This window comes from Mycobacterium kyogaense, from assembly GCF_036946525.1.
GTDB classification, from domain to species: domain Bacteria; phylum Actinomycetota; class Actinomycetes; order Mycobacteriales; family Mycobacteriaceae; genus Mycobacterium; species Mycobacterium kyogaense_A.
Genome location: NZ_JAQIIY010000009.1, coordinates 65,438 through 88,634, shown reverse-complemented (window position 1 = coordinate 88,634; position 23,197 = coordinate 65,438). Strand labels below are relative to the sequence as shown.

The 23,197-nt window shown below is 69.8% G+C and carries 22 protein-coding genes; 14 read left to right on the top strand and 8 right to left on the bottom strand.

Annotated features, from left to right (window positions below):
* The first annotated feature begins 23 nt into the window (after positions 1–23).
* Positions 24–1,157: a M24 family metallopeptidase gene (locus PGN37_RS07595; RefSeq protein ID WP_335330413.1), complete on the top strand. Its 1,134-nt coding sequence runs from the start codon at positions 24–26 to the stop codon at positions 1,155–1,157.
* On the opposite strand, the gene PGN37_RS07590 is transcribed toward PGN37_RS07595, so the two are convergent.
* Positions 1,154–1,567: a F420-dependent biliverdin reductase gene (locus PGN37_RS07590; protein WP_335330412.1), complete on the bottom strand. Its 414-nt coding sequence runs from the start codon at positions 1,565–1,567 to the stop codon at positions 1,154–1,156. The two genes, PGN37_RS07595 and PGN37_RS07590, sit on opposite strands and share 4 nt — an antisense overlap.
* A gap of 35 nt (positions 1,568–1,602) precedes the next feature.
* Here PGN37_RS07590 and PGN37_RS07585 point away from each other — a divergent pair, with 35 nt between their 5' ends.
* Together PGN37_RS07585 and cbiE are read left to right on the top strand one after the other, a co-directional pair.
* The gene (locus PGN37_RS07585; protein WP_335330411.1) at positions 1,603–2,364 is read left to right on the top strand and encodes an SDR family NAD(P)-dependent oxidoreductase; all 762 of its coding nucleotides are present in this window, start codon (positions 1,603–1,605) and stop codon (positions 2,362–2,364) included.
* Positions 2,365–2,393: 29 nt separating this feature from the next.
* Positions 2,394–3,581 carry a precorrin-6y C5,15-methyltransferase (decarboxylating) subunit CbiE gene (gene cbiE, locus PGN37_RS07580; protein ID WP_335330568.1) on the top strand — a complete coding sequence of 396 codons (1,188 nt, stop codon included), beginning with the start codon at positions 2,394–2,396 and terminating at the stop codon, positions 3,579–3,581.
* On the opposite strand, the gene PGN37_RS07575 is transcribed toward cbiE, so the two are convergent.
* Genes PGN37_RS07575 through PGN37_RS07555 form a run of 5 tightly spaced genes read right to left on the bottom strand, consistent with a single transcriptional unit; the run spans position 3,544 to position 8,844 of the window.
* Positions 3,544–4,623 (bottom strand): phosphotransferase family protein, encoded by a 1,080-nt coding sequence (locus PGN37_RS07575; protein WP_335330410.1) that lies wholly within the window; start codon positions 4,621–4,623, stop codon positions 3,544–3,546. The genes cbiE and PGN37_RS07575 overlap by 38 nt on opposite strands.
* Before the next feature lie 14 nt (positions 4,624–4,637).
* Complete coding sequence (locus PGN37_RS07570) at positions 4,638–6,140, bottom strand: precorrin-2 C(20)-methyltransferase (RefSeq protein WP_335330409.1); 1,503 nt, start codon at positions 6,138–6,140, stop codon at positions 4,638–4,640.
* A complete protein-coding gene (locus PGN37_RS07565) occupies positions 6,137–6,763 on the bottom strand; it encodes a precorrin-8X methylmutase (protein ID WP_335330408.1) in 627 nt (208 codons plus the stop codon). The genes PGN37_RS07570 and PGN37_RS07565 overlap by 4 nt, the downstream gene beginning before the upstream one ends.
* Positions 6,764–6,772: 9 nt before the next feature.
* Positions 6,773–7,894, bottom strand: coding sequence for a precorrin-3B synthase (cobG, locus tag PGN37_RS07560; RefSeq protein WP_335330407.1), 1,122 nt, complete (start codon positions 7,892–7,894; stop codon positions 6,773–6,775).
* 35 nt (positions 7,895–7,929) lie between these two features.
* Positions 7,930–8,844: a TauD/TfdA dioxygenase family protein gene (locus PGN37_RS07555; RefSeq protein ID WP_335330406.1), complete on the bottom strand. Its 915-nt coding sequence runs from the start codon at positions 8,842–8,844 to the stop codon at positions 7,930–7,932.
* A gap of 242 nt (positions 8,845–9,086) precedes the next feature.
* Between PGN37_RS07555 and PGN37_RS07550 the strand changes: the two genes are divergently transcribed.
* The 4 genes from PGN37_RS07550 to PGN37_RS07535 are packed head-to-tail and all read left to right on the top strand — an operon-like array spanning position 9,087 to position 12,626.
* Positions 9,087–9,689, top strand: a complete 603-nt coding sequence (locus PGN37_RS07550) for an ABC transporter permease (RefSeq protein ID WP_335330567.1) — start codon at positions 9,087–9,089, stop codon at positions 9,687–9,689.
* Complete coding sequence (locus tag PGN37_RS07545; protein ID WP_335330405.1) at positions 9,686–10,873, top strand: ABC transporter ATP-binding protein; 1,188 nt, start codon at positions 9,686–9,688, stop codon at positions 10,871–10,873. The genes PGN37_RS07550 and PGN37_RS07545 overlap by 4 nt, the downstream gene beginning before the upstream one ends.
* Complete coding sequence (locus PGN37_RS07540) at positions 10,870–11,652, top strand: ABC transporter permease (RefSeq protein WP_335330404.1); 783 nt, start codon at positions 10,870–10,872, stop codon at positions 11,650–11,652. The genes PGN37_RS07545 and PGN37_RS07540 overlap by 4 nt, the downstream gene beginning before the upstream one ends.
* Positions 11,649–12,626 (top strand): glycine betaine ABC transporter substrate-binding protein, encoded by a 978-nt coding sequence (locus PGN37_RS07535; protein WP_335330403.1) that lies wholly within the window; start codon positions 11,649–11,651, stop codon positions 12,624–12,626. The genes PGN37_RS07540 and PGN37_RS07535 overlap by 4 nt, the downstream gene beginning before the upstream one ends.
* A 258-nt stretch (positions 12,627–12,884) precedes the next feature.
* Here the strand turns inward: PGN37_RS07535 and PGN37_RS07530 are convergent, their stop codons facing one another.
* Together PGN37_RS07530 and PGN37_RS07525 are read right to left on the bottom strand one after the other, a co-directional pair.
* Positions 12,885–13,292 (bottom strand): VOC family protein, encoded by a 408-nt coding sequence (locus PGN37_RS07530; protein WP_335330402.1) that lies wholly within the window; start codon positions 13,290–13,292, stop codon positions 12,885–12,887.
* Positions 13,289–14,122 carry an AraC family transcriptional regulator gene (locus PGN37_RS07525; RefSeq protein ID WP_335330401.1) on the bottom strand — a complete coding sequence of 278 codons (834 nt, stop codon included), beginning with the start codon at positions 14,120–14,122 and terminating at the stop codon, positions 13,289–13,291. The genes PGN37_RS07530 and PGN37_RS07525 overlap by 4 nt, the downstream gene beginning before the upstream one ends.
* A 31-nt stretch (positions 14,123–14,153) precedes the next feature.
* On the opposite strand from PGN37_RS07525, the gene cobN reads away from it, so the two are divergent.
* Genes cobN through PGN37_RS07490 form a run of 7 tightly spaced genes read left to right on the top strand, consistent with a single transcriptional unit; the run spans position 14,154 to position 23,185 of the window.
* Entirely contained in the window at positions 14,154–17,732 is a 3,579-nt protein-coding gene (cobN, locus tag PGN37_RS07520; protein WP_335330400.1) for a cobaltochelatase subunit CobN, read from the top strand.
* Positions 17,733–17,750: 18 nt separating this feature from the next.
* Entirely contained in the window at positions 17,751–18,131 is a 381-nt protein-coding gene (locus PGN37_RS07515; RefSeq protein ID WP_335330399.1) for a PPOX class F420-dependent oxidoreductase, read from the top strand.
* Positions 18,132–18,134: 3 nt separating this feature from the next.
* Complete coding sequence (locus PGN37_RS07510) at positions 18,135–18,530, top strand: PPOX class F420-dependent oxidoreductase (protein WP_335330398.1); 396 nt, start codon at positions 18,135–18,137, stop codon at positions 18,528–18,530.
* A 33-nt stretch (positions 18,531–18,563) separates the two neighbouring features.
* Positions 18,564–19,103 (top strand): FxsA family protein, encoded by a 540-nt coding sequence (locus PGN37_RS07505; protein ID WP_335330397.1) that lies wholly within the window; start codon positions 18,564–18,566, stop codon positions 19,101–19,103.
* 44 nt (positions 19,104–19,147) lie between these two features.
* Positions 19,148–20,686 carry an amidohydrolase gene (locus PGN37_RS07500; RefSeq protein ID WP_335330396.1) on the top strand — a complete coding sequence of 513 codons (1,539 nt, stop codon included), beginning with the start codon at positions 19,148–19,150 and terminating at the stop codon, positions 20,684–20,686.
* Positions 20,679–22,403, top strand: a complete 1,725-nt coding sequence (lnt, locus tag PGN37_RS07495; RefSeq protein WP_442932878.1) for an apolipoprotein N-acyltransferase — start codon at positions 20,679–20,681, stop codon at positions 22,401–22,403. The genes PGN37_RS07500 and lnt overlap by 8 nt, the downstream gene beginning before the upstream one ends.
* On the top strand, positions 22,400–23,185 hold the full coding sequence (locus PGN37_RS07490; protein ID WP_335330395.1) for a polyprenol monophosphomannose synthase: 786 nt from the start codon (positions 22,400–22,402) through the stop codon (positions 23,183–23,185). The genes lnt and PGN37_RS07490 overlap by 4 nt, the downstream gene beginning before the upstream one ends.
* The last annotated feature ends 12 nt before the right edge of the window (positions 23,186–23,197 follow it).

Here is a 23,197-nt window from a genome sequence, read left to right as displayed (position 1 = left end):
ACTCGCGCACTAACCTGGGCGGTATGAGTGCAGCGTCCCGATTCAGCTCCGACGTGTACGCCCACCGCCTGAGCGCCGCGGCCCGCGCCACCGCGGACGCCGGGCTGGCCGGTCTGGTCATCACCCCCGGCTACGACCTGCGCTATCTGGTGGGCTCACGCGCGCAGACCTTCGAGCGGCTGACGGCACTGGTGCTGTCAGCAGACGGCGCAGCCACGATCGTGGTGCCGCGCATGGAGCTGGCCTCGCTGAAGGAGTCGGCGGTGCCCGACCTCGACGTCACGGTGCGCGACTGGGTCGACGGCGACGACCCCTACGCGCTGGTCGCCGACGCGCTCGGCGGTGGCCCGGTCAGCGTCGCGGTGACCGATGCGATGCCGGCGCTGCATCTTCTGCCGCTGGCCGGTGTGCTCGGCGCGGTGCCCGTGCTCGCCACCGACGTGCTGCGCACATTGCGCATGGTCAAAGATCCCGCCGAGGTCGACGCGCTCAACAAGGCCGGAGCTGCGATCGACCGGGTGCACGCCCGCGTACCGGAGTTCCTGGCGCCGGGCCGCACCGAAGCTGACGTCGCCGCCGATATCGCGGAAGCCATTGTGGCCGAAGGGCATTCAGAAGCCGCGTTCATCATCGTCGGCTCCGGCCCGCACGGCGCCGATCCGCACCACGAGTGCTCGGACCGCGAACTGCAGGCCGGCGACATCGTGGTCGTCGACATCGGCGGACCGTACGAGCCGGGCTACAACTCCGACTCCACGCGCACGTACAGCATCGGCGAGCCCGACCCCGAGGTGGCCCGCCGCTACGCGGTGCTGCAGCGCGCCCAGCAGGCGGCGGTGGCGGCCGTTCGCCCCGGCGTTACCGCCGAACAGGTCGACGCCGCGGCCCGCGACGTGCTGGCCGCCGAGGGGCTTGCCGAGTACTTCGTGCACCGCACCGGGCACGGTATCGGCCTGTCGGTGCACGAGGAGCCCTACATCGTCGCGGGCAACGACCTGCCGCTGCTGGAGGGGATGGCCTTCTCCGTCGAGCCCGGCATCTACTTCCCCGGCCAGTGGGGCGCGCGCATCGAGGACATCGTGATCGTCACCGCCGACGGCGCGATGTCGGTGAATAACCGGCCCCACGACCTCGTCGTGGTGCCGGTGGGCGGCTAGCTGTCGCCGCGGTCGAGCAGGCCCGACGAGCCGAGCACCCGCTCGACGCGGACCTCGATGACCACCCGCTTGGGGTTCGGGCGCGGCGTGCGATAGCGCTGCGCGTAGCGCCGTTCGGCGTCGCGCACCTTGTCGGCCTCGGTGTAGACCGTCGACGAGCCCTCCAGCGAGAGCCAGCGCGCGCCGTCGACCTGGCTGAGCACCGCGACGCCGCGCTGATCGGCGTTGACAGCCTTCTGCGAGCCGCCGGTGGTGATGACGCGGGCGATGTGCGTGGTGGGGTCAAACGTGAACCCGACGGCGACCACGTGCGGAGACTGATCGGCCCGCAGCGTCGTGAGCATCGCCAGATGCCGCTCGGTCAGGAATGCGATCGCGTCTGTGGTCAGTCGCGTGGTTGCCTTGCCCATCGGGGTCCACGCTAGCGCAGGACATAATCGCAGCCATGAAAGACAGCGCCGACACGGCGGAGACCGGGGTGGTCGTGGTGTTCGGCGGCCGCAGCGAGATCGGAGTGGAGGTGGCGCGGCGGTTGGCCCGCGGCACGACGGTCGTGCTGGCGGCGCGCCGCCCCGACGATCTCGAGGCCGAGACGGCGGCGCTGCTCGATGCGGGTGCGCGCGCAGTGCACACGGTGGCCTTCGACGCCGACGACCTCGGCTCCCACCGCGACGTCGTCGCCGGCATCGTGGCGCGCCACGGTGCGATCGGCACCGCCGTGCTGGCGTTCGGCATCCTCGGCAACCAGGCCCGGGCCGAACAGGATGCCGCGCACGCCGCGGCGATCGTGCACACCGACTACGTCGCCCAGGTCAGCCTTCTGACGGTGCTCGCCGAGACGATGCGGGCCGAAGGCCGGGGGACGCTGGTCGCGTTCTCGTCGGTCGCCGGGGTGCGGGCGCGGCGGGCGAACTACGTCTACGGGTCGGCCAAGGCCGGGCTCGACGCGTTCTGCAGCGGGTTGACCGACGCGCTGCACGGCACCCGTGTGCAGCTGCTGCTGGTGCGGCCGGGCTTCGTGATCGGCCGGATGACCGAGGGCATGGCGCCCGCGCCGCTGTCCAGTACTCCGGCGCAGGTCGCTGATGCCACCGTGGCCGCGCTGCGGCGCGGGCGCAGCGTTGTCTGGGTGCCCGGCACGCTCGTCGCGCTCGCGGCGGCGTTCCGCGTCACGCCGCGCGCGGTGTGGCGGAGGTTGCCCAGATGATGAGCGCTCGCGCGAAGAACTCACAGGCCATGATCGTCGTCGTCGGGATCGGCGCCGACGGGATGGCCGGGCTCGCCCCGCCGGCCCGCGCCGAATTGGCAAGAGCCACGGTCATTCACGGCTCGCAACGGCAGCTGGCGTTGCTCGATGACAGCGTGCGCGCCGTACGGCGGCCATGGCCCAGCCCGCTGCTGCCCGCGATCGACACCCTGCTCGACGGCACGGACGGCGACGTCCATGTCATCGCCAGCGGCGATCCGCTGCTGCACGGCATCGGCAGCACCCTGATCCGCGCTCACGGCGCCGACCGGGTCGCGATCCTGCCGCACGTGTCGTCGGTGACGCTGGCGTGCTCCCGTGTCGGGTGGCCGGTGCAGGACACCGAGGTGATCAGCCTGGTCACCGCGGAACCCGTCAGCGCGATCCGCCGCGGCGGCCAGGCCGTGGTGCTGTCGCGGGACCGGACCAGCCCCGTCGAGCTGGCGCGGCTGCTGACCGCAACGGGCCGTGGCGATTCAGAGGTCACGATCCTCGAACAACTCGGCGGCCCGAAGGAGCTGCGGCGCTCCTCGACGGCGAGGGAGTGGGTCGCCCGCCCGCCGGGTGACGTCGACGACCTCAACGTCATCGCGGTGCGGTACCTGCCTGACGAACGGGTGTCCGCGGTGCTGCCCGACGATCTGCTGTCCCACGACGGGCAGCTGACCAAGCAGGCGATGCGGGCGGTCACGCTGGCCGCGCTGGCGCCGCGGCCGGGGGAACTGCTGTGGGACGTCGGCGCGGGATCGGGAAGCGTCGCGATCGAATGGTGTCGCGCCGGATCACATTGTCGGGCCGTGGCATTCGAGCGTGACGACGAACGGCGCCGTCGAATCGTCGACAACGCGCGAACGTTCGGTGTGGCGCTGGACATCCGGGGGAGAGCCCCGGAGGAGTTGGCGCAGGCGCCGACGCCCGCGGCGATCTTCGTCGGCGGCGGCGTCACGGCGCCCGGGTTGCTCGACACGTGCTGGGAGCGACTGCCTGCCGGTGGTCGGCTCGTCGCCAACGTGGTCACCGCCGAGTCGGAAGCCGTTCTCGTGCAATGGTATTCGCGCCACGGCGGGACGCTGGCGAAGTATCAGCACTATCGCGGCGAGCCGGTCGGTGCGTTCACCGGCTGGCGTCCCGCGATGCCGGTCACACAGTGGTCGGTGACGAAGCCTGATACGACCTGATCAACTCGATGGTGCCGAGTTCGCGCACCGCCCGGCAGCCCCGGCTCAGCATGGCCAGGATCATCTCGTCCCCGCGGTCGGTCGAGGTCGAGAACGCGAACCCCAGCGCCGTCAGGAACGGTGCCTGCAGGGCGCCGAGACGGTAATCTTGCCAACACGTCTCGAGCTCGTAGTCGGTGACGCCGTGCCCGCACAGAGCTGCGTGGTAGCGGCGCACCAGGTCGCGTTCGACCGCGGCCCTGGTCTCCGGCAGCAGGCTGGTCGCGGTGAAGTACGCGAGGTCGCGGGCGGGCAGTCCGAGCCCCACGGTCTGCCAGTCCACCACGGTGACCCTTGTGCGGTCGGGGTCGAACAGGAGGTTGTCGAGCCGGTAATCGCCGTGCAGCAGTGAGAAGCGCCCCGGCTCGGCCGACAACCACGGTGTCACCAGGTTCATCGACGTCGTCAGCGTCTCACGGTCGGCATCGCTGATCCGCTCGCCGAGGCGGTCCAGGGTGATGGTGGCCGCCATCGCCGACACCTCGCCCATCCCGGCGGCCGCGGCGTCGTCGCCGGGTTTGGGCATGATGATCGAGGTCAGCTCGTACCAGCGCCGCTGACACCAGCTCGGCCCCTGCAGGCCGGCCAGCGCGTCGACGGCCAGTGCTGCTTCCTCCGGTGTGCACCCGGCGAGCTGGTCGCCCTGTTCGGCGGGTGCCATGTCGGCCAGCACCAGAACAAAATCTGTTCCGTCCGAAGAGATCTCGCTGTACAGACACTCCGGCACCGGCACCTCGACGTCGGCACTGACCGCGGCGTAGAACTCGACCTCCGACTTGTAACCGAGCGCCACCCGCTCACGCACCGCGTCGTCCTGCGCGGGCAGCTTGACCGCGAAAGTCGCGGGCAGGCCCGTCGGTTCGGTGTAGGTAGCTCTCACCCGGTAGGTGGCGCCCGTCTGCCCGGTGCCGATCGGCGTCACCGTGGCGGCGGTGACGGCGGTACCCAGCGTCGAGCCCAACCACGTCGCCGTGATGTCGGCGGGCGTGCGGGGAATGGTCACGGGCGCGCCTTCCGTCAGTGCGAGGGATAGTTCCGTGGGGTGAAGACCCGGTCGGTGCCCGGTTCTGCCGAATACCACTGGGTCTGTGAGGACCCGACGATGAGCAAGCACCGCATGTCGACGTCGGCGGGATCGAGGTCGGCCAGGCGCACCACCCGCACCGACTCGGTGGGCCCGGCGACGTCGCGGCCGATCACGACCGGGGTGCCGGCATCGCGATGCTCCAGCAGCAAGTCGCGCATCGCACCGACCTGCCAGGTGCGCGTCTTCGACGCAGGGTTGTAGATGGCGAGCACCATGTCAGCGCGTGCGGCCGCCTCGAGGCGCGCCGCGATGACGTCCCACGGCTTGAGGCGGTCGGACAGCGAGATCACGGCGTAGTCGTGTCCGAGCGGGGCGCCGACCCGGCTCGCCACCGCCTGCGCGGCCGTCATCGCCGGAATCACCCGCACATCGACGCCGGGCCACTGTTTGGCCTCTTCCAGTACCGCGGTGGCCATCGCGAACACCCCGGGGTCCCCGGAGGAGACCACGGCGACCGCGTGGCCCTGTTCGGCCAGCGAGCAGGCCAGGCGGGCCCGGGCCGGTTCGTCGGTGTTGTCGCTGGGGTGCCGGCGCTGGCCCTCGCGCACCCCGACGCGGTCCAGATACGGTCCGTAGCCGATGAGGTCGGTGGCCGCGGCCAGCTCGCGCCGGCTCTGCGGGGTCATCCAGGCCGTGGCGCCGGGTCCGAGCCCGACGACGGCGACCGATCCGGTGGCCGACCCAGAGTCGGCGCCTGCGGTGTCCGGGGCCGGCATCGGCCCGGGCAGCATGGTCAACGCGAAGTAGGGGACCGACCCGTCCTCGACGTCGGCGGCAGGCAGCACCCGCTGGCGCGCGGTGCTGGCCCGTTCCACGTAGTAGGTGTCCTGGAGCCGGCCGGCAGCCGAAAGCGCTTGCCGCACTGCGGGATAGGAACGGCCGAGCTTCATGATGATGGCCGCGTCGGTGTCGGCGAGGCGACGTTCGAGCTCGGCAGGCGCCATGGTGCCCGGGAGGATGGTCAGCACCTGGTCGCCCTGGACCAGTGGCGTCGACACTGCCGCCGATGCGGCACTGACCGACGTCACTCCCGGGACGATCACCGCGTCGAAGCGTTGCGTGAGCCGGGTGTGCATGTGCATGTAGGAGCTGTAGAACAGCGGATCGCCCTCGGCGAGCAGCGCGACGTCGCGCCCGGCGTCGAGGTGGGCCGCGATGCGCGCGGCAGCCTCGCGGTAGAAATCCTCCATCGCCCCCGCGTAGCCGCCGGGGTGTTCGGAGGTCTCGGTGGTGACCGGGTAGACGAGGTGCTCCTCGATCTGGCCGGCGCGCAGGTAGGGCTCGGCGATGCCGCGAGCGATGCTGCGGCCGTGGCGCGCGCTGTGGTAGGCCACCACGTCGGCGGCGCCGATCACCCGTGCCGCCTTGACCGTCACCAGTTCGGGGTCACCCGGCCCCAGGCCGACTCCCCACAGCGTGCCGCGCCCGCTCATTCGACCGTCGTCGCTATCGCGTTGACTGCGGCGGCGGCCATCGCGCTGCCGCCGCGGCGGCCGGTGACCACGAGATAGGACATGCCTCGCGGATCGTCGATGAGCTCCTGCTTCGACTGCGCGGATCCGACGAAGCCCACCGGGCCGCCCAGCACCGCGGCCGGCGGTGCGACGCCCGCGTCGACGAGCTCGAGGAGCCGGAACAGGGCGGTGGGGGCGTTGCCGATCGCCATCACGGCGCCGGGCAGCCGCTCGGCCCACAGGTCGATCGCCGCCGCTGAACGAGTGGTGGCGTGCTGGGCCGCGAACGCCGGTGCGCGCTCGTCGGCGACCAGCGAGACCACCTCGTTGTCGGCGGGCAGCCGGGAGCGGGTGATGCCGGCGGCGACCATCGACGAGTCGCACAGGATCGGGGCACCAGCGGCGAGCGCCTCGTAGGCCCGGACGACGACGTCGGGGCTGTAGGCGACGTGATCGGGCACGTCGGTCTGACCGCAGGTATGGATCAGCCGAACCACGACCCGGGCGACGTCGGCGGGGAAGGAGGACAGGTCGGACTCGGCACGGATCGTCGCGAACGACTGCCGGTAGATCTCCCCGGCATCGCGGATGTAGTCGAGCACCCGATCACCCTACGGGTGGGGCTGCCGCGGCTGGTAGCCATCTCCGGTGGCGATCAGCACGTCCGCGTCGACGGGGCTGCCGCACGCCCGCTCACAACCCACGAAGTGGCGGTGCCGGGCTAGGTCGCCTTCACGGAGGAGAGCTGCAGCGTCGGCCCGGACGTCGGCGAGCGCGTGGGCGCATCCCGGCCGGCCTGTGCATGCCGACACGGCCAGCCACGGCAAGGCCTCGTCGAACACGAACCCCAGCGGCGCGAGGACCCGCAGCGCCGCGTCGGCCACGCCGTCGTCGAGATCGGCGATCAGTACCGATCGCCACGGCGTGATGACCAGGGGTGCCTGGACCGCGGCGAGGTAGCGGGCCCATTCTGCGTCGAGCACGCCCAGTGGCACGGCGGCGCCGAGTGCGATCCGGCCGTCGTCCTGGGTGATCCAGCCGACCGGCGGGCGGGTGCGCACCGGCCACGTCCCCCCGGCCGTCGCCGACGGCGCCAGGTCGCCCAGGACGGCATCGGGCGTCGCCAATTCCTTGATCCTCCAGGCTTTTCCGCGCACTTCGACGAACCGGCGGGCAATGCTCAGCAGTGTGTCGACCGCCTCGTCGGCGGAGACCCGCACCCCGGTGTCGGTGCCGGACAGCACGACCGCGACGGTCTTCTCGTCGACAGCACACACGGCGGCGTCGGCACCCAGGCCGGCGATGTCACCGCGGCCGTCGTCGAGACCGAACAGGAAACGGCCCGGCAGATCGGCAAGCGTCGGGTCCCGCTGCAACGCGTCGTCGAGCGCGCGCACCTGCGCGCGCACGTCGAGCAGCCCGCCCTGGCGGCCCGACAGCGGGGACGCCACGATGTTGCGGATCTTCTCGCGGTCCGGCGACGGCAGCAGTCCGGCCTCCGCGAGGCGCCGGGCGAGTTCGTCCGCATCGCGGATGCCGCGGATCTGCAGGTTGCCCCGAGAGGTCAGCTCCAGCGCCGGCGCGGCCAGATCGAGCGCCGCGATGGCGATCGCCTCCATCTGCTCGGCGGTGAGCATTCCCGCGGGCAGCCGGATGCGGGCCAGGTCGCCGTCAGCGGCGCGGTGGGTCTGCAGCGCGCCGGGACAGGCGTCGGTGTCCCGGGTTCTGGCCATCTGACCACGGTACGTGGCCGGATACGGCGGCGCGCTCAGCTGGCCAGGCGGACCGGGACGACGATGTCGGAGTAGCCCGAGGCGTCGCCGGTGATCACGCGGCTGCGCTGCCCGTGCACGTCGACCGGGATGTCGCCGGCCAGCGTGACGCGACTCAGTCGCCGGAACTGGTTGTCGTAGTCGGCGACGGCGTAGTGCTGAGTGGCACGGTTGTCCCAGACGGCGAGATCGCCGAGCTCCCAGTTCCAGCGCACCGTGTGCTCGAGTTTGGTGATGCGGGTCTGGAACAGGTCGAACAGCGCCGCGGATTCCGTGCGTCCGAGGCCCACGAACCCTTTGACGAAGTTGCCCAGTAGCAGGACGCGCCTGCCCGTCTCGGGGTGAATCCGCACCACCGGGTGTTCGGTCTCGTAGTAGTCGGAGACGAACTCTTCCCGGTACTGACGTTCGGTGTCCGCCAACGCCTCTCGACGGCCGTCGATGTCGCGGGCGTAGTCATAGGTGTTGGTGTGCACTGCCCACAGGTTCTCGGCCAGGGCGCGCAGCGGCTCGGGCAGCTGGTCGTAGCCGGCCTCGGTCGACGCCCAGGTGGTGGTCCCGCCGTAGGGCGGCAGGGTGACCGCGCGCAGCAGGGACGCCTTGGGGATGCGGTCGACGAACGTGACGTCGGTGTGCCAGCTGTTGGCTTTGTCGTAGCGCGAATCGATGGGCAGCACCGCCCGGCCGCGCGACGTCACGGTCGGGTGCGCGATGGTCGGCGTGCCGAGGGAGCGGGCGAACGCCAGCTGGCCGTCGTCGTCGAGATCGTGCTGGTTCCGGAAGAAGATCACCTTGTGTTCGAGCAGCGCGTCGTTGATCTGCGCTGCGGTGGCAGCGTCCACGCCCCTGGCCAGATCGACGCCTTCGATACGCGCGCCGATCACCGCACCCAGCTTGACCACTCGAACCATCGAGCCACCTCCTCGCAGTCTTCTCGTCGCGACTGTGCTCTGTGACCGCGCTGCTCGCCCAGGGTTTGGTTCACCGAGAACCGAACTCGGGCCGTTTCGCCCGATAAGAGATCGGGTAAGGCAGCACGACGGGCGCACGGTGCGTCAGCAAAGATGCGCGGAATCGGGGGAGCTGTGGGAGTAAAGCGGTGACCTCGAACTCATCGGTGTGGGGGTATGTCTCCACGCACTACGAGCAGCTGATGTTCGACTCGTATCAGCACGTCAGCGCCGTCGTGCAGAGCGTCCTGATCGCGACCGTCATCGGCGTGGCGGTCGGAGTGCTGACCTATCGCAATTCGCTGGCGGCAAATCTCGCGACGACGACGTCGAGCGTGATCCTGACCGTGCCCGCATTCGCTCTGCTGGGCCTGCTGATCCCGCTGTTCGGGCTCGGGGTGATCCCCAGCGTCGCAGCGCTGGTGCTGTATTCGCTGCTGCCGATCGTCCGCAACACGATCGTCGGCCTCAACTCCGTGGACCCGGCGCTGACCGATGCGGCGCGGGGTATCGGCATGAGCCGGCTGGGCACGCTGACGCGCGTGGAACTGCGGCTCGTCTGGCCGGCCATTCTGTCGGCCATGCGGTTGAGCACCCAGATGTCGATGGGTGTGCTCGCGATCGCGGCCTACGTCAAGGGGCCCGGCCTGGGCAACCTGATCTTCGCCGGACTGGCCCGCGTGGGCAGCCCGACCGCGCTGCCGATGGCCCTGACCGCCACGCTGCTGATCGTGATCCTCGCGCTCGCGCTCGACGCCCTGCTCGTCCTGCTCGGGCGACTGACCACATCGAAAGGTGTTCGATGACAACCGATGTCACCGGGGTTCGCATCGAACTCGACCACGTCTCCAAGGTCTATCCCGGCGCGCAACAGCCCGCCGTCGACGACGTCTCGCTCGACATCCCTGCCGGGGAGATCGTCGTGTTCGTCGGCCCGTCGGGGTGCGGCAAGACCACCACGATGCGCATGATCAACCGGCTCAGCGAACCGACGTCCGGCCGCATCCTCATCGGTGACGACGACGCGCTGTCGATCAAACCGACGGAGCTGCGTCGCTCGATCGGCTACGCGATCCAGCAGGCAGGTCTGTTCCCGCACATGACGATTCGGCAGAACGTCGCACTCGTGCCTGGCCTGCTCAAATGGGACCGTCAGCGCATCACCGACCGGGTCGACGAACTGCTCGACCTCGTCGGCCTCGATCCGGGTCAGTACGCCGACCGCTACCCGCGTCAGTTGTCCGGCGGGCAGCAGCAACGAGTCGGCGTCGCCCGCGCACTGGCCGCCGATCCGCCGGTGCTGCTGATGGACGAGCCGTTCGGCGCCGTGGACCCGATCACGCGCAGCACGTTGCAGGACGAATTGCTGCGGCTGCAGGACGAATTGCACAAGACCATCGTGTTCGTCACGCACGACTTCGGGGAGGCGGTCAAGCTCGGCGACCGGATCGCTGTGCTCGGCCAGCAGTCCGCCGTACTGCAGTACGACACCCCGCAGAACATCCTGGCCAGCCCGGCCGACGACACCGTGGCCGGCTTCGTCGGCTCCGGGGCGTCACTACGCCAGCTGGGGCTGCTGCGCGTCAAAGACGTTGCGCTGGAATCGCGTCCGTCGGTGCGCTACGACGACACCGTCGATCAGGTTCGTGCCACCATCGCCGCGAGCGACTACGACTGGGCGGTGGTGCTCGACGGTCGCGAGCGACCGGTCAGCTGGGTACGCGCCAACCGGTTGCGGCATGCCGGTGCGCTCGCCGACGCCGCGGAGCACCTCGACGTGGTCAGCACCCAGGCCACCCTGGAGGACGCGCTCGAAGCGATCCTGGCCGAGCAGCACGCATCGGCCGTCGTTACCGGCCCAGGTGGCCGGTACGAGGGAGTGGTCACCCTCGACACACTGATCGACACCATCACGCGGCTGCGCCGCGATGCCGAAGACGCCGCCGAAGACGCCGAGGACACCGAGACCGCCGAGGCCGGCCCCTCGTGACCACCACCGAGACCGCCCAGAGCGCCCCGGGCGGCGCACCGGCACGCACCGCCGCCGAGCGGCTGCGGTTGTACATCCAGCCCGTGCTGGTGTTGATCGTCGCGGCGGCCGTGGTGTTCTGGGCCTTCGATCGCGATCTGACCGCTACCCAGCGGGAGAACATCAATCCCGCCAGCGTCGCGACGCTGATCTGGCAGCACCTGCTGATCACCGCCGCGGTCACCGCCATCGTCGTGCTGATCGGTGTTCCGCTGGGTGTCCTGGTCACCCGGCCGGGGGCGAAACTGTTGCGGCCGTTGGTCATCGGTGTCGCCAACATCGGTCAGGCGGCCCCCGCGATCGGATTGCTGGTGCTGCTGTTCCTGCTGACCGCACGCACCGGCTTCTGGATCGGTGTGCTGCCGATCGCGCTGTATTCGCTGCTCCCGGTGCTGTCGAGCACGATCCTCGGAATCGATCGGGTCGACCGAGCCCTGATCGACGCCGGTCTCGGGCAGGGCATGTCGCGCGCCGCCCTGCTGGCGCGTGTCGAACTGCCGCTCGCGGTGCCGTTCATCCTCGCCGGGTTGCGGACCTCGCTGGTGCTGGCGGTCGGCACGGCCACGCTGTCGTTCCTCGTCAACGCCGGCGGCCTGGGCATCCTCATCGACACCGGTTACAAGCTGCAGGACAACGTCACGCTGATCCTGGGCAGCGTGCTCGCCGTGTGCCTGGCACTGCTGGTGGACTGGCTGGGCGGGCTCGCCGAGTTCTACGTCGGCCCCAAGGGTCTGCGATGAACGGCCGTCGGCGCCTGGCCGCGCTCGCCGCCGTCGTCATGGTGGTGACGACCGCGTGCGGGCTGGGGTCAGGCAGCGCGGTACCGCTGCAGGTCGGCCCGGGCTCCATCAAGCCCACGCCGGGTCTGGAGGGCGTGCAGATCACCGTCGGCTCTAAGGAGTACACCGAGCAGGTCATCCTCGGCTACATCCTGGAATACACCCTGGCGGCGGCAGGGGCGCAGGTGCGCGACCTGACGGGCATCGTGGGCAGCCGAAGCACCCGCGGCGCACAGCTGTCCGGCCAGGTCGACGTCGCCTACGAGTTCACCGGCAACGCGTGGATCAACTACCTGGGTCACGAGAAGCCGCTGCCCGACACCCGCAAGCAGTACGAGGCGGTGCGCGACGAGGACCTCGCCCGCAACGACATGGTCTGGCTCGAGCCGGGGCCGATGGACGACACGTATGCGCTGGCCGCCAGCACCCGCACCGTGGAGCGCACCGGGGTGCGGACGCTGTCGGACTACGCGGCGCTGGTCAAGCGCGATCCGGCCGCGGCGCGCACCTGCGTCGACACCGAGTTCCGCGCCCGTCAGGACGGATTCCCGGGCATGGCAATGGCTTACGGCTTCGACCCGGCCCGCGCGAACACGCCGATCCTGCAGGTCGGGATCATCTATCAGGCCACAGCCGACGGTACGCAGTGCGACTTCGGTGAGGTGTTCACCACCGACGGCCGCATCGTCGCCCTCGACCTCACCGTGCTGACCGACGACAAGCAGTTCTTCGCCCACTACAACCCGTCGGTGACCATGAAGCGGAGCTTCTTCGAGGCTCACCCGGAGATCGCGGACGTGACGGCACCGGTCACCGCGGCGATCACCAACGAGGTCATCACCGAGCTGAACAAGCAGGTCGACGTGGACGGTCGGGACCCCAGTGTGGTTGCGCGCGACTGGATGGTGTCGCGGGGGTTCGTGACCGCGGGCTGACCTAGAACGTGATCCCCATCACACAGTTCCGACGATAGTTCCGTGCCGCACCTTTCCCCCTGAGAACCCGGTACCGGCGGTACCGTCTCGCCACATGAAGACCTTGTGACCAGCAGGGTCGTGGACAAGGAACCCCGTCGTGGGAAAGGAACATGATGTTCGCACTCATCGCATTCACCGCCGTCGTCGCCGGACTCGTCGTCGTCGCGGGCACGCCCTATCGGCAGACCTGGTACAGCCGCTGGAACCGCTGATCGGTCAGGTCAGCGACGGCCGGTAGGTCCCGAAGCTCCAGATGTTGCCGTGCGGATCGCGGGCGCCGAACTCGTGGGAACCGTAATCCTGATCGGTGAGCGCCTGGATGATCTCCGCACCGGCGGTGACCGCCCGGTCGTGCAGAGCGTCGACCTCGGCCGCGGAGTCGACGACGACGTACAGGGCGACCGGGCCGGGCAGCGAGAAAGTTCCGTTGCACTCGGCGTCGTCGACCATCACCACGCCAGTGCCGATCCTGACCTCGGCGTGCTGCAGCGGCAGTTCGGGGTCAGGCGGAACGATCAGTATCGGGGTCGCGCCGAAGGCCTCCGTCAGCCATTCGATGGCCTTGCGGGGCTGGGGGAACGGAACGATGGGCACGGCTCCGGATACGGGTTCTGGTGTCGTCATGCCCCGAACGGTAGAGGCGGCCGGGCCGCCTGGTCTTGGACGGAATTGACCCCGGCGCGCAGCGCGGCAGGGGTGAGACCCGAGAGCTCGCGGACATCGCGGCACAGGTGCGCCTGATCGAAGTAGCCGCAGTCGACGGCGATCGCGGACAGCTCGGTACCGGCCCGCAGGAGTTCGAGCGCCCGCTCGAAACGCACGATCCGCGCGACCGTCTTCGGCGGCAATCCGATCGCGTCGCGATACCGCGTGATCAGCCTGCGATGACTCCAGCCGAGTTCCTCGGCCAGCGGCCCGATCGCGGTACGGCCGCCGCTGGCTGCGATGCGTCCCAATGACCAGGCCACCCCCGGGTCGATCGCGGGCGCGTCGTCCAGCCGGCGTAGCAGCATCGCGTCGACCAGGGCGAAGCGGTCCTCCCACCGGTGCGCTTCACCAATGCGCTGGACGAGGTCGGTCGCGCCGCGGCCGAGTACGGCCTCGACCGGCACGCAGCGGTTGGCAAGCTCCGACAGCGGCAGGCCGAGGATGCGGCGCGCACCCAACGGGGTGAGGTCGATCTGCAGGCAGTGCGCGGAGCCGCCGTGTCCCACGAGCACCGGCGCATCGGTGAGACCCGCCACGAACGACTGCAGCCTCAGCGGCGCGTCCTGCTGGTGCGCGACCGTCCAGCCGGCGTCGAGATCGATGATGATCGGCACGAACGTGCAGGCCACCTCGCGGAACGTGACCGGATCGACGCCGCGCTCGCAGAACCCCTCGTAGCGCAGCACCACACCGCGCAGCGACGGGTCCGGGGTGCCGACGGCCATGCCCGAGGTCCCCTCAGTCACAGAGATCACCGTAGTCCGGTACGAATGGGGGGTGACGACCGTTCTGCTGCTGTCCACGTCGGACACCGATCTGATCACCGCCCGCGCATGTGGGGCGCGCTATCGGTGGGCCAATCCGTCCCGGCTGGTCGACGGTGAGCTCGAGGAGCTCCTGGCCGCGGCCGATGCCGTCGTGGTCCGCATCCTCGGTGGCTACCGGGCCTGGGAGGACGGTATCGACGCGGTCGTCGCGAGCGGGGTGCCGGCCGTCGTGGTCAGCGGTGAGCAGGCGCCCGACGCCGACCTGATGAATCGCTCGACGACGCCGGCGGGCGTCGCGCTGCAGGCCCACGTCTATCTCGCGCAGGGCGGCGTCGACAACCTCGCGAACCTGCACGCGTTCCTCTCCGACACACTGCTGATGACGGGGTTCGGCTTCGCCGAGCCCACGAGCACCCCGGCCTGGGGTGTCCTGGACCGGCCCGCCGGACGATCCGACGGACCCGTCGTCGCCGTGCTCTTCTATCGGGCTCAGCAGCTGGCGGGAAACACCGCCTACATCGAGGCGCTGTGCGACGCGATCGACGCCGCGGGGGGAGTGCCGCTTCCGGTGTTCTGCGCCTCGCTGCGCACGCCCGAGCCCGAGCTGATCGAGCTGCTCGGCACCGCCGACGCGATGATCACCACGGTGCTCGCGGCCGGTGGCGCGACACCCGCTGCAGTGACAGCCGGTGGGGCCGACGACGCGTGGAACGTGGCTCACCTTGCCGCGCTTGACGTTCCGATCCTGCAGGGCCTGTGCCTGACGTCGTCGCGCGCCCAGTGGGAGGCCAACGACGACGGGATGTCACCGCTCGACGTCGCCACCCAGGTCGCCGTTCCCGAGTTCGACGGCCGGATCATCACGGTTCCGTTCTCGTTCAAGGAGATCGACGACGAGGGGCTCATCACCTACGTCGCCGATCCCGAAAGGTGCGCCCGGGTGGCAGGATTGGCGGTACGCCACGCCCGGCTGCGGTCGGTCCCCGCTGCCGACAAACGGGTCGGCCTCGTCTTCTCCGCCTACCCCACCAAGCACGCCCGCATCGGCAACGCGGTGGGTCTGGACACCCCCGCCAGCGCGATCGCTCTGCTGCGCGCCATGCGCGACGTCGGCTACGACGTCGGCGAGGTCCCCGGCCTCGACGCGGGCGACGGGGACGCGCTCATCCATGCACTCATCGAACGCGGTGGCCAGGATCCGAACTGGCTCACCGAGACTCAGCTCGCCGGCAACCCGATCCGGGTGTCTGCCGAGGACTATCGGGCCTGGTTCGCCACGCTGCCCGGCGAGCTTGCCGACGCGGTGGTCGAGCACTGGGGACCGCCGCCGGGAGAACTGTTCGTCGACCGCACTCACAATCCTGACGGTGACATCGTCATCGCCGCCATGCAATGCGGCAACGTCGTGATCATCGTCCAGCCGCCCCGCGGTTTCGGCGAGAACCCCGTTGCGATCTACCACGACCCCGACCTGCCGCCCAGCCACCACTACCTCGCGGCGTACCGGTGGCTCGATGGCGCGTTCGGCAACAGCTTTCACGCCGACGTCGTGGTGCACCTGGGCAAGCACGGCAACCTGGAGTGGCTGCCGGGCAAGACGTTGGGCATGTCGTCGTCCTGCGGCACCGACGCCGCGCTGGGCGACCTGCCCCTGGTCTACCCGTTCCTGGTCAACGATCCGGGGGAGGGCACCCAGGCCAAACGCCGCGCCCACGCGACGCTGATCGACCATCTGATCCCGCCGATGGCACGCGCCGAAACCTACGGCGACATCGCGCGTCTGGAGCAGCTCCTCGACGAGCACTCCACGATCTCCGCGCTCGACCCGGGCAAGCTCCCCGCGATCCGCCAGCAGATCTGGACGCTGATGCGGGCCGCCAAGATGGATCACGACCTCGGGCTCGAGGACCGGCCCGACGAAGACTCCTTCGACGACATGCTGCTGCACGTCGACGGATGGCTCTGCGAGATCAAGGACGTACAGATCCGCGACGGCCTGCACATCCTCGGGCAACGACCCGTCGACGAGAGCGAACTCGACCTCGTGCTGGCGATCCTGCGAGCCCGCCAGCTGTTCGGCGGAGAGCAGACGGTTCCCGGTCTGCGCCAGGCCCTCGGACTGGCCGAGGACGGCCACGACGACCGGACCGCCGTCGACGAGGCCGAGGCCAGAGCGCGCGAACTCGTTGCGGCGCTGCAGGACAGCGGCTGGAACGCCGATGTCGTCGATTCGCTGACCGACAACTCCGATGTCGCCGCGATCCTGCGGTTCGCAGCCACCGAGGTGGTGCCGAGACTGCGGCAGACAGCCGGCGAGATCGACCAGGTGCTGCGCGCGCTGGACGGCCATTTCATCCCGTCGGGTCCGTCCGGATCACCATTGCGCGGACTGGTCAACGTGCTGCCGACCGGACGCAACTTCTATTCCGTGGACCCCAAGGCCGTGCCGTCCCGGCTGGCCTGGGAAACCGGTGTGGCCATGGCGGATTCGCTGCTCGAGCGGTACCGGACCGATCACGGACGCTGGCCGGAATCGGTCGGGCTATCGGTATGGGGCACCTCCGCCATGCGCACCGCCGGTGACGACATCGCCGAGGTGCTCGCACTGCTCGGAGTACGCCCGATCTGGGACGACGCGTCACGGCGCGTGGTCGACCTCGAAGCCATCCCGCTGGAGGAGCTGGGCCGCCCGCGCATCGACGTTACCGTGCGGATCTCGGGCTTTTTCCGCGACGCCTTCCCGCACGTGGTCGCGATGCTCGACGACGCGGTCCGGTTGGTCGCGTCACTGGAGGAGTCCGACGAGGACAATCTGGTACGCGCGCATGCGCAGGTCGACCTGGCCGAGCACGGCGACGAACGGCGAGCGACGACAAGAATTTTCGGCTCCAAGCCGGGCACATACGGGGCCGGCCTGCTGCAACTGATCGACAGCCGCAACTGGCGCGACGACGCCGACCTGGCCGAGGTCTACACCGCGTGGGGCGGCTTCGCCTACGGCCGTGGGCTCGACGGCGCAGCCGCTACGGACGACATGAACCGCGCTTATCGTCGAATTGCCGTGGCCGCGAAGAACACCGACACCCGTGAGCACGACATCGCCGACTCCGACGACTACTTCCAGTATCACGGCGGCATGGTCGCCACGGTGCGTGCGCTGACCGGTACCGCGCCGGCGGCCTACATCGGGGACAACACGCGCCCCGACTCTGTGCGCACCCGCACGCTGTCGGAAGAGACCACCCGCGTCTTCCGGGCCCGGGTCGTCAATCCGCGCTGGATGACCGCGATGCGCCGGCACGGCTACAAGGGTGCGTTCGAGATGGCCGCCACCGTCGACTACCTGTTCGGCTACGACGCCACGGCGGGAGTGATGGCCGATTGGATGTACGAGCAGCTGTCGGCGAGCTACGTGCTCGACGAGGAGAACCGCAAGTTCATGAACGAGTCCAATCCGTGGGCACTACACGGGATGGCCGAACGTCTCCTGGAGGCGGCAGGGCGCGGCATGTGGTCGGCGCCCGAGCAGGCGACTCTCGACGGACTGCGGCAGGTGCTGCTGGAGACCGAAGGCGATCTCGAGGGCTGATCCCGCTACATTTGTGCCATGCCCGTGACGTTCGCCGAGGTCGCCAAGTCCGAGTACATCCTGCTCACCACATTCACCAAGGACGGCAGGCCCAAGCCGACCGCCATCTGGGCGGCACCCGCGGGAGACAAGCTCATCGCCATCACCCAGGAGAAGTCGTGGAAGGTCAAGCGCATCCGCAATACCTCCCGGGTGACGATCGCGCCGTGTGACCGAGGCGGCAAACCCAAGGGCGAGGCGGTGGAAGCCACCGCGCGGATTCTCGACAAGTCCGCCAATGCTGCGACCTACGACGCTCTCGGCAAGCGCTACGGCCTGCTGGGCAAGGCGTTCAACTTCTTCTCCAAGTTGCGCGGCGGCATGGACAAGAACGTCACCATCGAGTTGGAAGCGAGCTGACCCATGGCCCCCAGATTCGACGATGTCTATCGCGAGAAGTACCTGCTGCTGACCACATTCACCAAGGACGGCAAGCCGAAGCCGACCCCGGTCTGGGGAGTTCCCGAGGGCGACAAACTCCTGATCATCACTGACGACGGGTCGTGGAAGACCAAGCGGATCAACAACACTCCGCGGGTGACGATCCAGAAATGCGGCGTCCTCGGCAAGGTCAAGGGTGAGCCCGTCGAGGGTGTCGCGCGGATGCTGCCCAAATCCGAGACGCGCAGGGTCTTCAACCTCATCATCAAGCGCTACTGGAACCACGCCTGGTACTTCATTCCCCAGGCGCTCCTGCGCGGCGGTATCGACAAGGTGCACGCCGCCATCGAGGTGACCGCACCTCCTGCGGGCAGCTAGGAACCGAACGCACGCCTCGGACGTTGACCGGACATGGCGATGAGGCTCTTCGCGCTCTACGTAGTGGTCGAGATGGCCGTGCTGATTGCGCTGACCGCGACGATCGGTTTCGGTTGGACAATGCTGGCCGTCACGGCCACGTTCCTGCTGGGCCTCGCTCTGGCCGGCTCCCAGCTGCGCCGCCACCTGCGGCGCCTCCAGACCGGGCTCACCGCTGACAACGCCGCCGGGGTGGTCACCGACAGCGCTCTGGTGGCTCTGGGTACCGTCCTCGTCGTGATTCCCGGCATCGCCAGCACCGTCGTCGGCGCGCTTCTTCTCCTTCCTCCGACGCGTGCGATCGCACGTCCCGTCGTCACCGCGATGGCCGCCCGCCGGGCCCCGCTGATCGTCGGCGCCGGCACCGCCTCGGGGTTCGGCGCGCAAAGGTTCGCCTACCGGCCCGCGCGCGGCGACTACACGGGTGGCGACTACATCGACGGCGAAGTCATCGACATCGTGGATGGGCCTGTCGATGCGCCTGTCGATGCGAGCCCCGAGCCCCGGACCGAACCCCGCCGTCTGCCGGAGTGAACGCCACCCGCCTCCTGATCGGTGGGCGCATCCACAGCCCCGCCATGCCTGAGGCCACGGCGATGGCCGTCCGCGACGGTGTGATCGCCTGGCTCGGTAGCGACGGCGTCGGCCGGGAACAGTTCCCCGACGCGGAGATCGTCGACCTCGCCGGCGGGTTCGTCGCACCGGCATTCGTCGACAGCCATGTGCACGTCACGGCCACCGGTCTGAGTCTGACCGGCCTCGACCTGCGGGCGGCGACGTCTCGCCGGCACTGCGTCGATCTGCTCGCCGCCTATGCCCGCGCCCATCCCGACGGGGTCCTGTGGGCGCACGGATGGGACGAATCGGGGTGGCCCGAGTCGACGCCGCCGACCGTCGAGGAGGTGGACGCCGCGGTGGGATCGGACCGCCCGGCCTATCTGGCTCGGGTGGACGTGCATTCCGCGGTGGCTTCCACGGCGCTGCAGCGCGCCGCGGGAGTGTCGGGCCAGGCGCCGCTGACCGCCGACGCACACCACCGCGTGCGCCGGGTGGCCCGCGAACACCTGAGCGCGATTCAGCGCGACGACGCCCGCCGGGCCACCCTCGACCTGGCAGCGTCGCGCGGCATCGTCGCCGTCCACGAATGCGCCGGACCGGACATCGGCGGTCTCGACGACTGGCGGGAGCTGCGCGCGCTGGAGCACGGGGTGGACGTGGTCGGCTACTGGGGCGAGGCGATCGATTCCGCCGACGCCGCCCGGGCTCTGATCGCCGAGACGGGTGCGCAGGGCTTGGCCGGCGACCTGTTCGTCGACGGTGCTCTCGGCTCGCGTACGGCCTGGCTGACCGAGCCGTACGCCGACGCACCGCCAGGGTGTACAGCACCGCACGGCAACGCGTATCTGACTGTCGACGCGATCACCGCACACCTGATGGCCTGCACGGAAGCCGGCATCACGGCCGGCTTCCACGTCATCGGCGACGCCGCTGTCACCGCGGTCGTCCACGCCCTGGGCGCCGTCGTCGACGCGCTCGGCAGCGTGGCCGTCGCCCGCTGCGGGCACCGCCTCGAACACCTGGAGATGGTCACCGACGAGCAGGCCGCGCAGCTCGGCCGCTGGGGTGTGATCGCCAGTATGCAGCCCGTCTTCGACGCGCTCTGGGGCGGTCCGCGCGGCATGTATGCCCAGCGTGTCGGGGCCGCCCGGGCCTCCGCGATGAACAATTTCGCGCTGTTAGCATCCCAAGGCGTGCCCCTCGCTTTCGGCTCCGACGCCCCGGTGACCGAGATGGACCCGTGGTCGGCGGTGCGCGCAGCCACCGCGCATCAGACGCCCGGCAGCGCCGTGTCGGCCCGCGCCGCTTTCGCGGCCGCCACTCGGGGAGCCTGGCGGGCAGGCGGCGCCCGCGACGGTGTGACGGGCACCCTCGTGCCGGGTGCACCTGCCTCCTACGCCGTGTGGGACGCCGACGATTTCGACGTCAGCGCCCCGTCAGACGCGGTACAACGCTGGTCCACCGATCCGCGTTCTCGGGTCCCCGTGTTGCCCCGCCTCGACGACGGTGCGCCACGATGCCGGCAGACGGTGCATCGGGGCGCGATCCTCCATGGCTGAGGCCACCGAACGCGAACCTGAAGCCGAACCCGTCACCACCGATCCGCCGTCACGCCGAGCGCGGATCCGCGGTGTCGTGCTGAATCGGGCCGTGCTGAACCGATTGCCGCAGTTGACCGTTGCGCTACTCGCCGGACTGATGCTGTGCCTGAGTTTTCCGCCATTCGGCTGGTGGCTCGCCGCCATCGCCGCGTTCGCCGGGCTGGCCTGGGTGCTGACCACGCCGTCGGTCACCGTCAAGGGCGGTTTCCGCTACGGGCTGCTGTTCGGCCTGGCGTTCTACATCCCTCTGCTGCCCTGGATCAGCGGGCTGGTGGGGCCGGTCCCGTGGCTGGCGCTCAGTGCGCTGGAGGCGTTGTTCCCGGCGCTGTTCGGCGCCGTCGCGGTCGTGGTTCGCCGGGTGCCCGGCTGGCCGCTGTGGTTCGCCGGCCTGTGGTCTGCGCAGGAGTGGCTGAAGTCGACGGTGCCGTTCGGCGGCTTCCCCTGGGGTGTCGTCGGCTACTCGCAGGCGCAGAGCCCGGCGCTGCCGCTGGCCTATTTCGGAGGCGCCCCGCTGGTGTCCTTCGGTGTCGTCCTGGTCGGTTTCGGTCTCGCGGCGATCACCATCGAGGTGATCAGGTGGTGGCGCAGCGACCACGCCGCGCGCACCGCGAAGCCGCCGGCGGTCGTGGTGTCGGGTCTGTGCGTGGCGGTCGTGCTGCTGACCGCGGCTCTGGCGTGGCCGCACGTCCGCAAGTCCGGCGCCAGCGTCGGCGACGAACCACCGGTCACCGTCGCCGTGGTGCAAGGCAACGTGCCCCGGCTGGGGCTCGAGTTCAACGCCCAGCGGCGTGCCGTGCTCGACAACCACGTCAACGAGACGATGCGCCTCGCCGGCGAGGTACGGGCGGGCCGGGCACCGCAGCCCATGGTGGTGATCTGGCCGGAGAACTCCTCGGACATCGATCCGTTGGCCAACGCCGATGCCGCCAAGGAGATCTCGGCGGCGGCCGCGGCGATCCGGGCCCCGATCCTGGTGGGCGGCGTGCTCGCCGCGCCCGGCTACCGCCGCGACAACCCGGTGTCGACCAACTCGGTGATCGTGTGGAACCCCGACACCGGGCCCGCCGACCGCCACGACAAGCAGATCATCCAGCCGTTCGGTGAGTACCTGCCGTGGCGCAGCTTCTTCAGCAAGCTCTCGTCGTACGCCGACCGGGCAGGTTACTTCGTGCCGGGACACGGCGACGGCGTGGTGCGGGCGGCCGGAATACCGATCGGCGTCACCACCTGCTGGGAAGTGATCTTCGACCGTGCCGCGCGCGAGGCCGTCCGCAGCGGCGCGCAGATGCTCGCCGTCCCCAGCAACAACGCGACCTTCGACGAGGCGATGAGCGAACAGCAGCTCGCGTTCGCCCGGCTGCGCGCGGTCGAACACGATCGCTACGTCGTCGTCTCCGGGACGGTCGGCATCAGTGCGGTGATATCGCCGGCAGGCCGCGAGCTCGCGCGCACCCAGTTCTTCGAGCCTGCGTACCTGGATCAACAGATCCGGCTGCGTACCTCGCTCACCCCGGCGACCCGGTTCGGTCCCTACATCGAGGCAGTGCTGGTGGCCGTCGGCGTTGCAGGACTTCTGGCGGCGATGCTGCACAATAGTTTCTTCGCGGGCCGCGTGGCGGCCCTGAGAACGAAGCGTCGGAGATCGACGACCGAGAACGGCAAAGGAGCCTCATGAGCGTCCCCGGTAGCGCCGGTGGCCAGGAAGCCGGGGCGAAACCCAGCGCACGCACCCTCGTGATCATCCCGACCTACAACGAGCGCGACAACCTGCTCAAGATCGTCGGCCGGGTCACCGAGTCAGCGCCGCAGGTCCACGTGTTGATCGTCGACGACGGCAGCCCCGACGGCACCGGCGCGCTGGCCGACGAGCTCTCGCTGGCCGATCCCGACCGCGTCCACGTCATGCACCGCAGCTCCAAGGACGGCCTCGGCGCCGCGTATCTCGCGGGCTTCGCCTGGGGGCTGAGCAGGCAGTACACCGTGCTGGTGGAGATGGACGCCGACGGTAGTCACGCCCCCGAGCAGCTGTACCGGCTGCTCGACGCGGTCGACGGCGGCGCCGATCTGGCGATCGGGTCGCGCTACGTCGGCGGCGGTGAGGTGCGGAACTGGCCGCGCCGCCGTCTGGTCCTGTCCAAGACCGCCAACGGCTACTCCCGCATCCTGCTGGGCGTCGACATCCACGACATCACCGCCGGATACCGGGCGTACCGTCGCGAGGTTCTCGAGAAGATCGACCTGGGCGCCGTCGATTCCAAGGGCTACGGATTCCAGGTGGATCTGACGTGGCGGTCCATCAACGCCGGGTTCACGGTCGTCGAGGTGCCGATCACGTTCACCGAACGCGAGCACGGGGTGTCGAAGATGGATGGTTCGACGATCCGCGAAGCCATCCTCAAAGTCGCACAGTGGGGCATCCGGGCCCGGCTGGACCGGGCCCGCGGCATCGCCCGCTAATAGGCCTGCTGA

Coding starts and splice junctions, on each gene's coding strand:
- PGN37_RS07595 (WP_335330413.1), top strand. CDS start 24: ATGAGTGCAGCGTCCCGATTCAGCTCCGACGTGTACGCCCACCGCCTG.
- PGN37_RS07590 (WP_335330412.1), bottom strand. CDS start 1,567: ATGGGCAAGGCAACCACGCGACTGACCACAGACGCGATCGCATTCCTG.
- PGN37_RS07585 (WP_335330411.1), top strand. CDS start 1,603: ATGAAAGACAGCGCCGACACGGCGGAGACCGGGGTGGTCGTGGTGTTC.
- cbiE (WP_335330568.1), top strand. CDS start 2,394: ATGATCGTCGTCGTCGGGATCGGCGCCGACGGGATGGCCGGGCTCGCC.
- PGN37_RS07570 (WP_335330409.1), bottom strand. CDS start 6,140: ATGAGCGGGCGCGGCACGCTGTGGGGAGTCGGCCTGGGGCCGGGTGAC.
- cobG (WP_335330407.1), bottom strand. CDS start 7,894: ATGGCCAGAACCCGGGACACCGACGCCTGTCCCGGCGCGCTGCAGACC.
- PGN37_RS07555 (WP_335330406.1), bottom strand. CDS start 8,844: ATGGTTCGAGTGGTCAAGCTGGGTGCGGTGATCGGCGCGCGTATCGAA.
- PGN37_RS07550 (WP_335330567.1), top strand. CDS start 9,087: ATGTTCGACTCGTATCAGCACGTCAGCGCCGTCGTGCAGAGCGTCCTG.
- PGN37_RS07545 (WP_335330405.1), top strand. CDS start 9,686: ATGACAACCGATGTCACCGGGGTTCGCATCGAACTCGACCACGTCTCC.
- PGN37_RS07535 (WP_335330403.1), top strand. CDS start 11,649: ATGAACGGCCGTCGGCGCCTGGCCGCGCTCGCCGCCGTCGTCATGGTG.
- PGN37_RS07530 (WP_335330402.1), bottom strand. CDS start 13,292: ATGACGACACCAGAACCCGTATCCGGAGCCGTGCCCATCGTTCCGTTC.
- PGN37_RS07515 (WP_335330399.1), top strand. CDS start 17,751: ATGCCCGTGACGTTCGCCGAGGTCGCCAAGTCCGAGTACATCCTGCTC.
- PGN37_RS07510 (WP_335330398.1), top strand. CDS start 18,135: ATGGCCCCCAGATTCGACGATGTCTATCGCGAGAAGTACCTGCTGCTG.
- PGN37_RS07505 (WP_335330397.1), top strand. CDS start 18,564: ATGGCGATGAGGCTCTTCGCGCTCTACGTAGTGGTCGAGATGGCCGTG.
- PGN37_RS07500 (WP_335330396.1), top strand. CDS start 19,148: ATGCCTGAGGCCACGGCGATGGCCGTCCGCGACGGTGTGATCGCCTGG.
- lnt (WP_442932878.1), top strand. CDS start 20,679: ATGGCTGAGGCCACCGAACGCGAACCTGAAGCCGAACCCGTCACCACC.
- PGN37_RS07490 (WP_335330395.1), top strand. CDS start 22,400: ATGAGCGTCCCCGGTAGCGCCGGTGGCCAGGAAGCCGGGGCGAAACCC.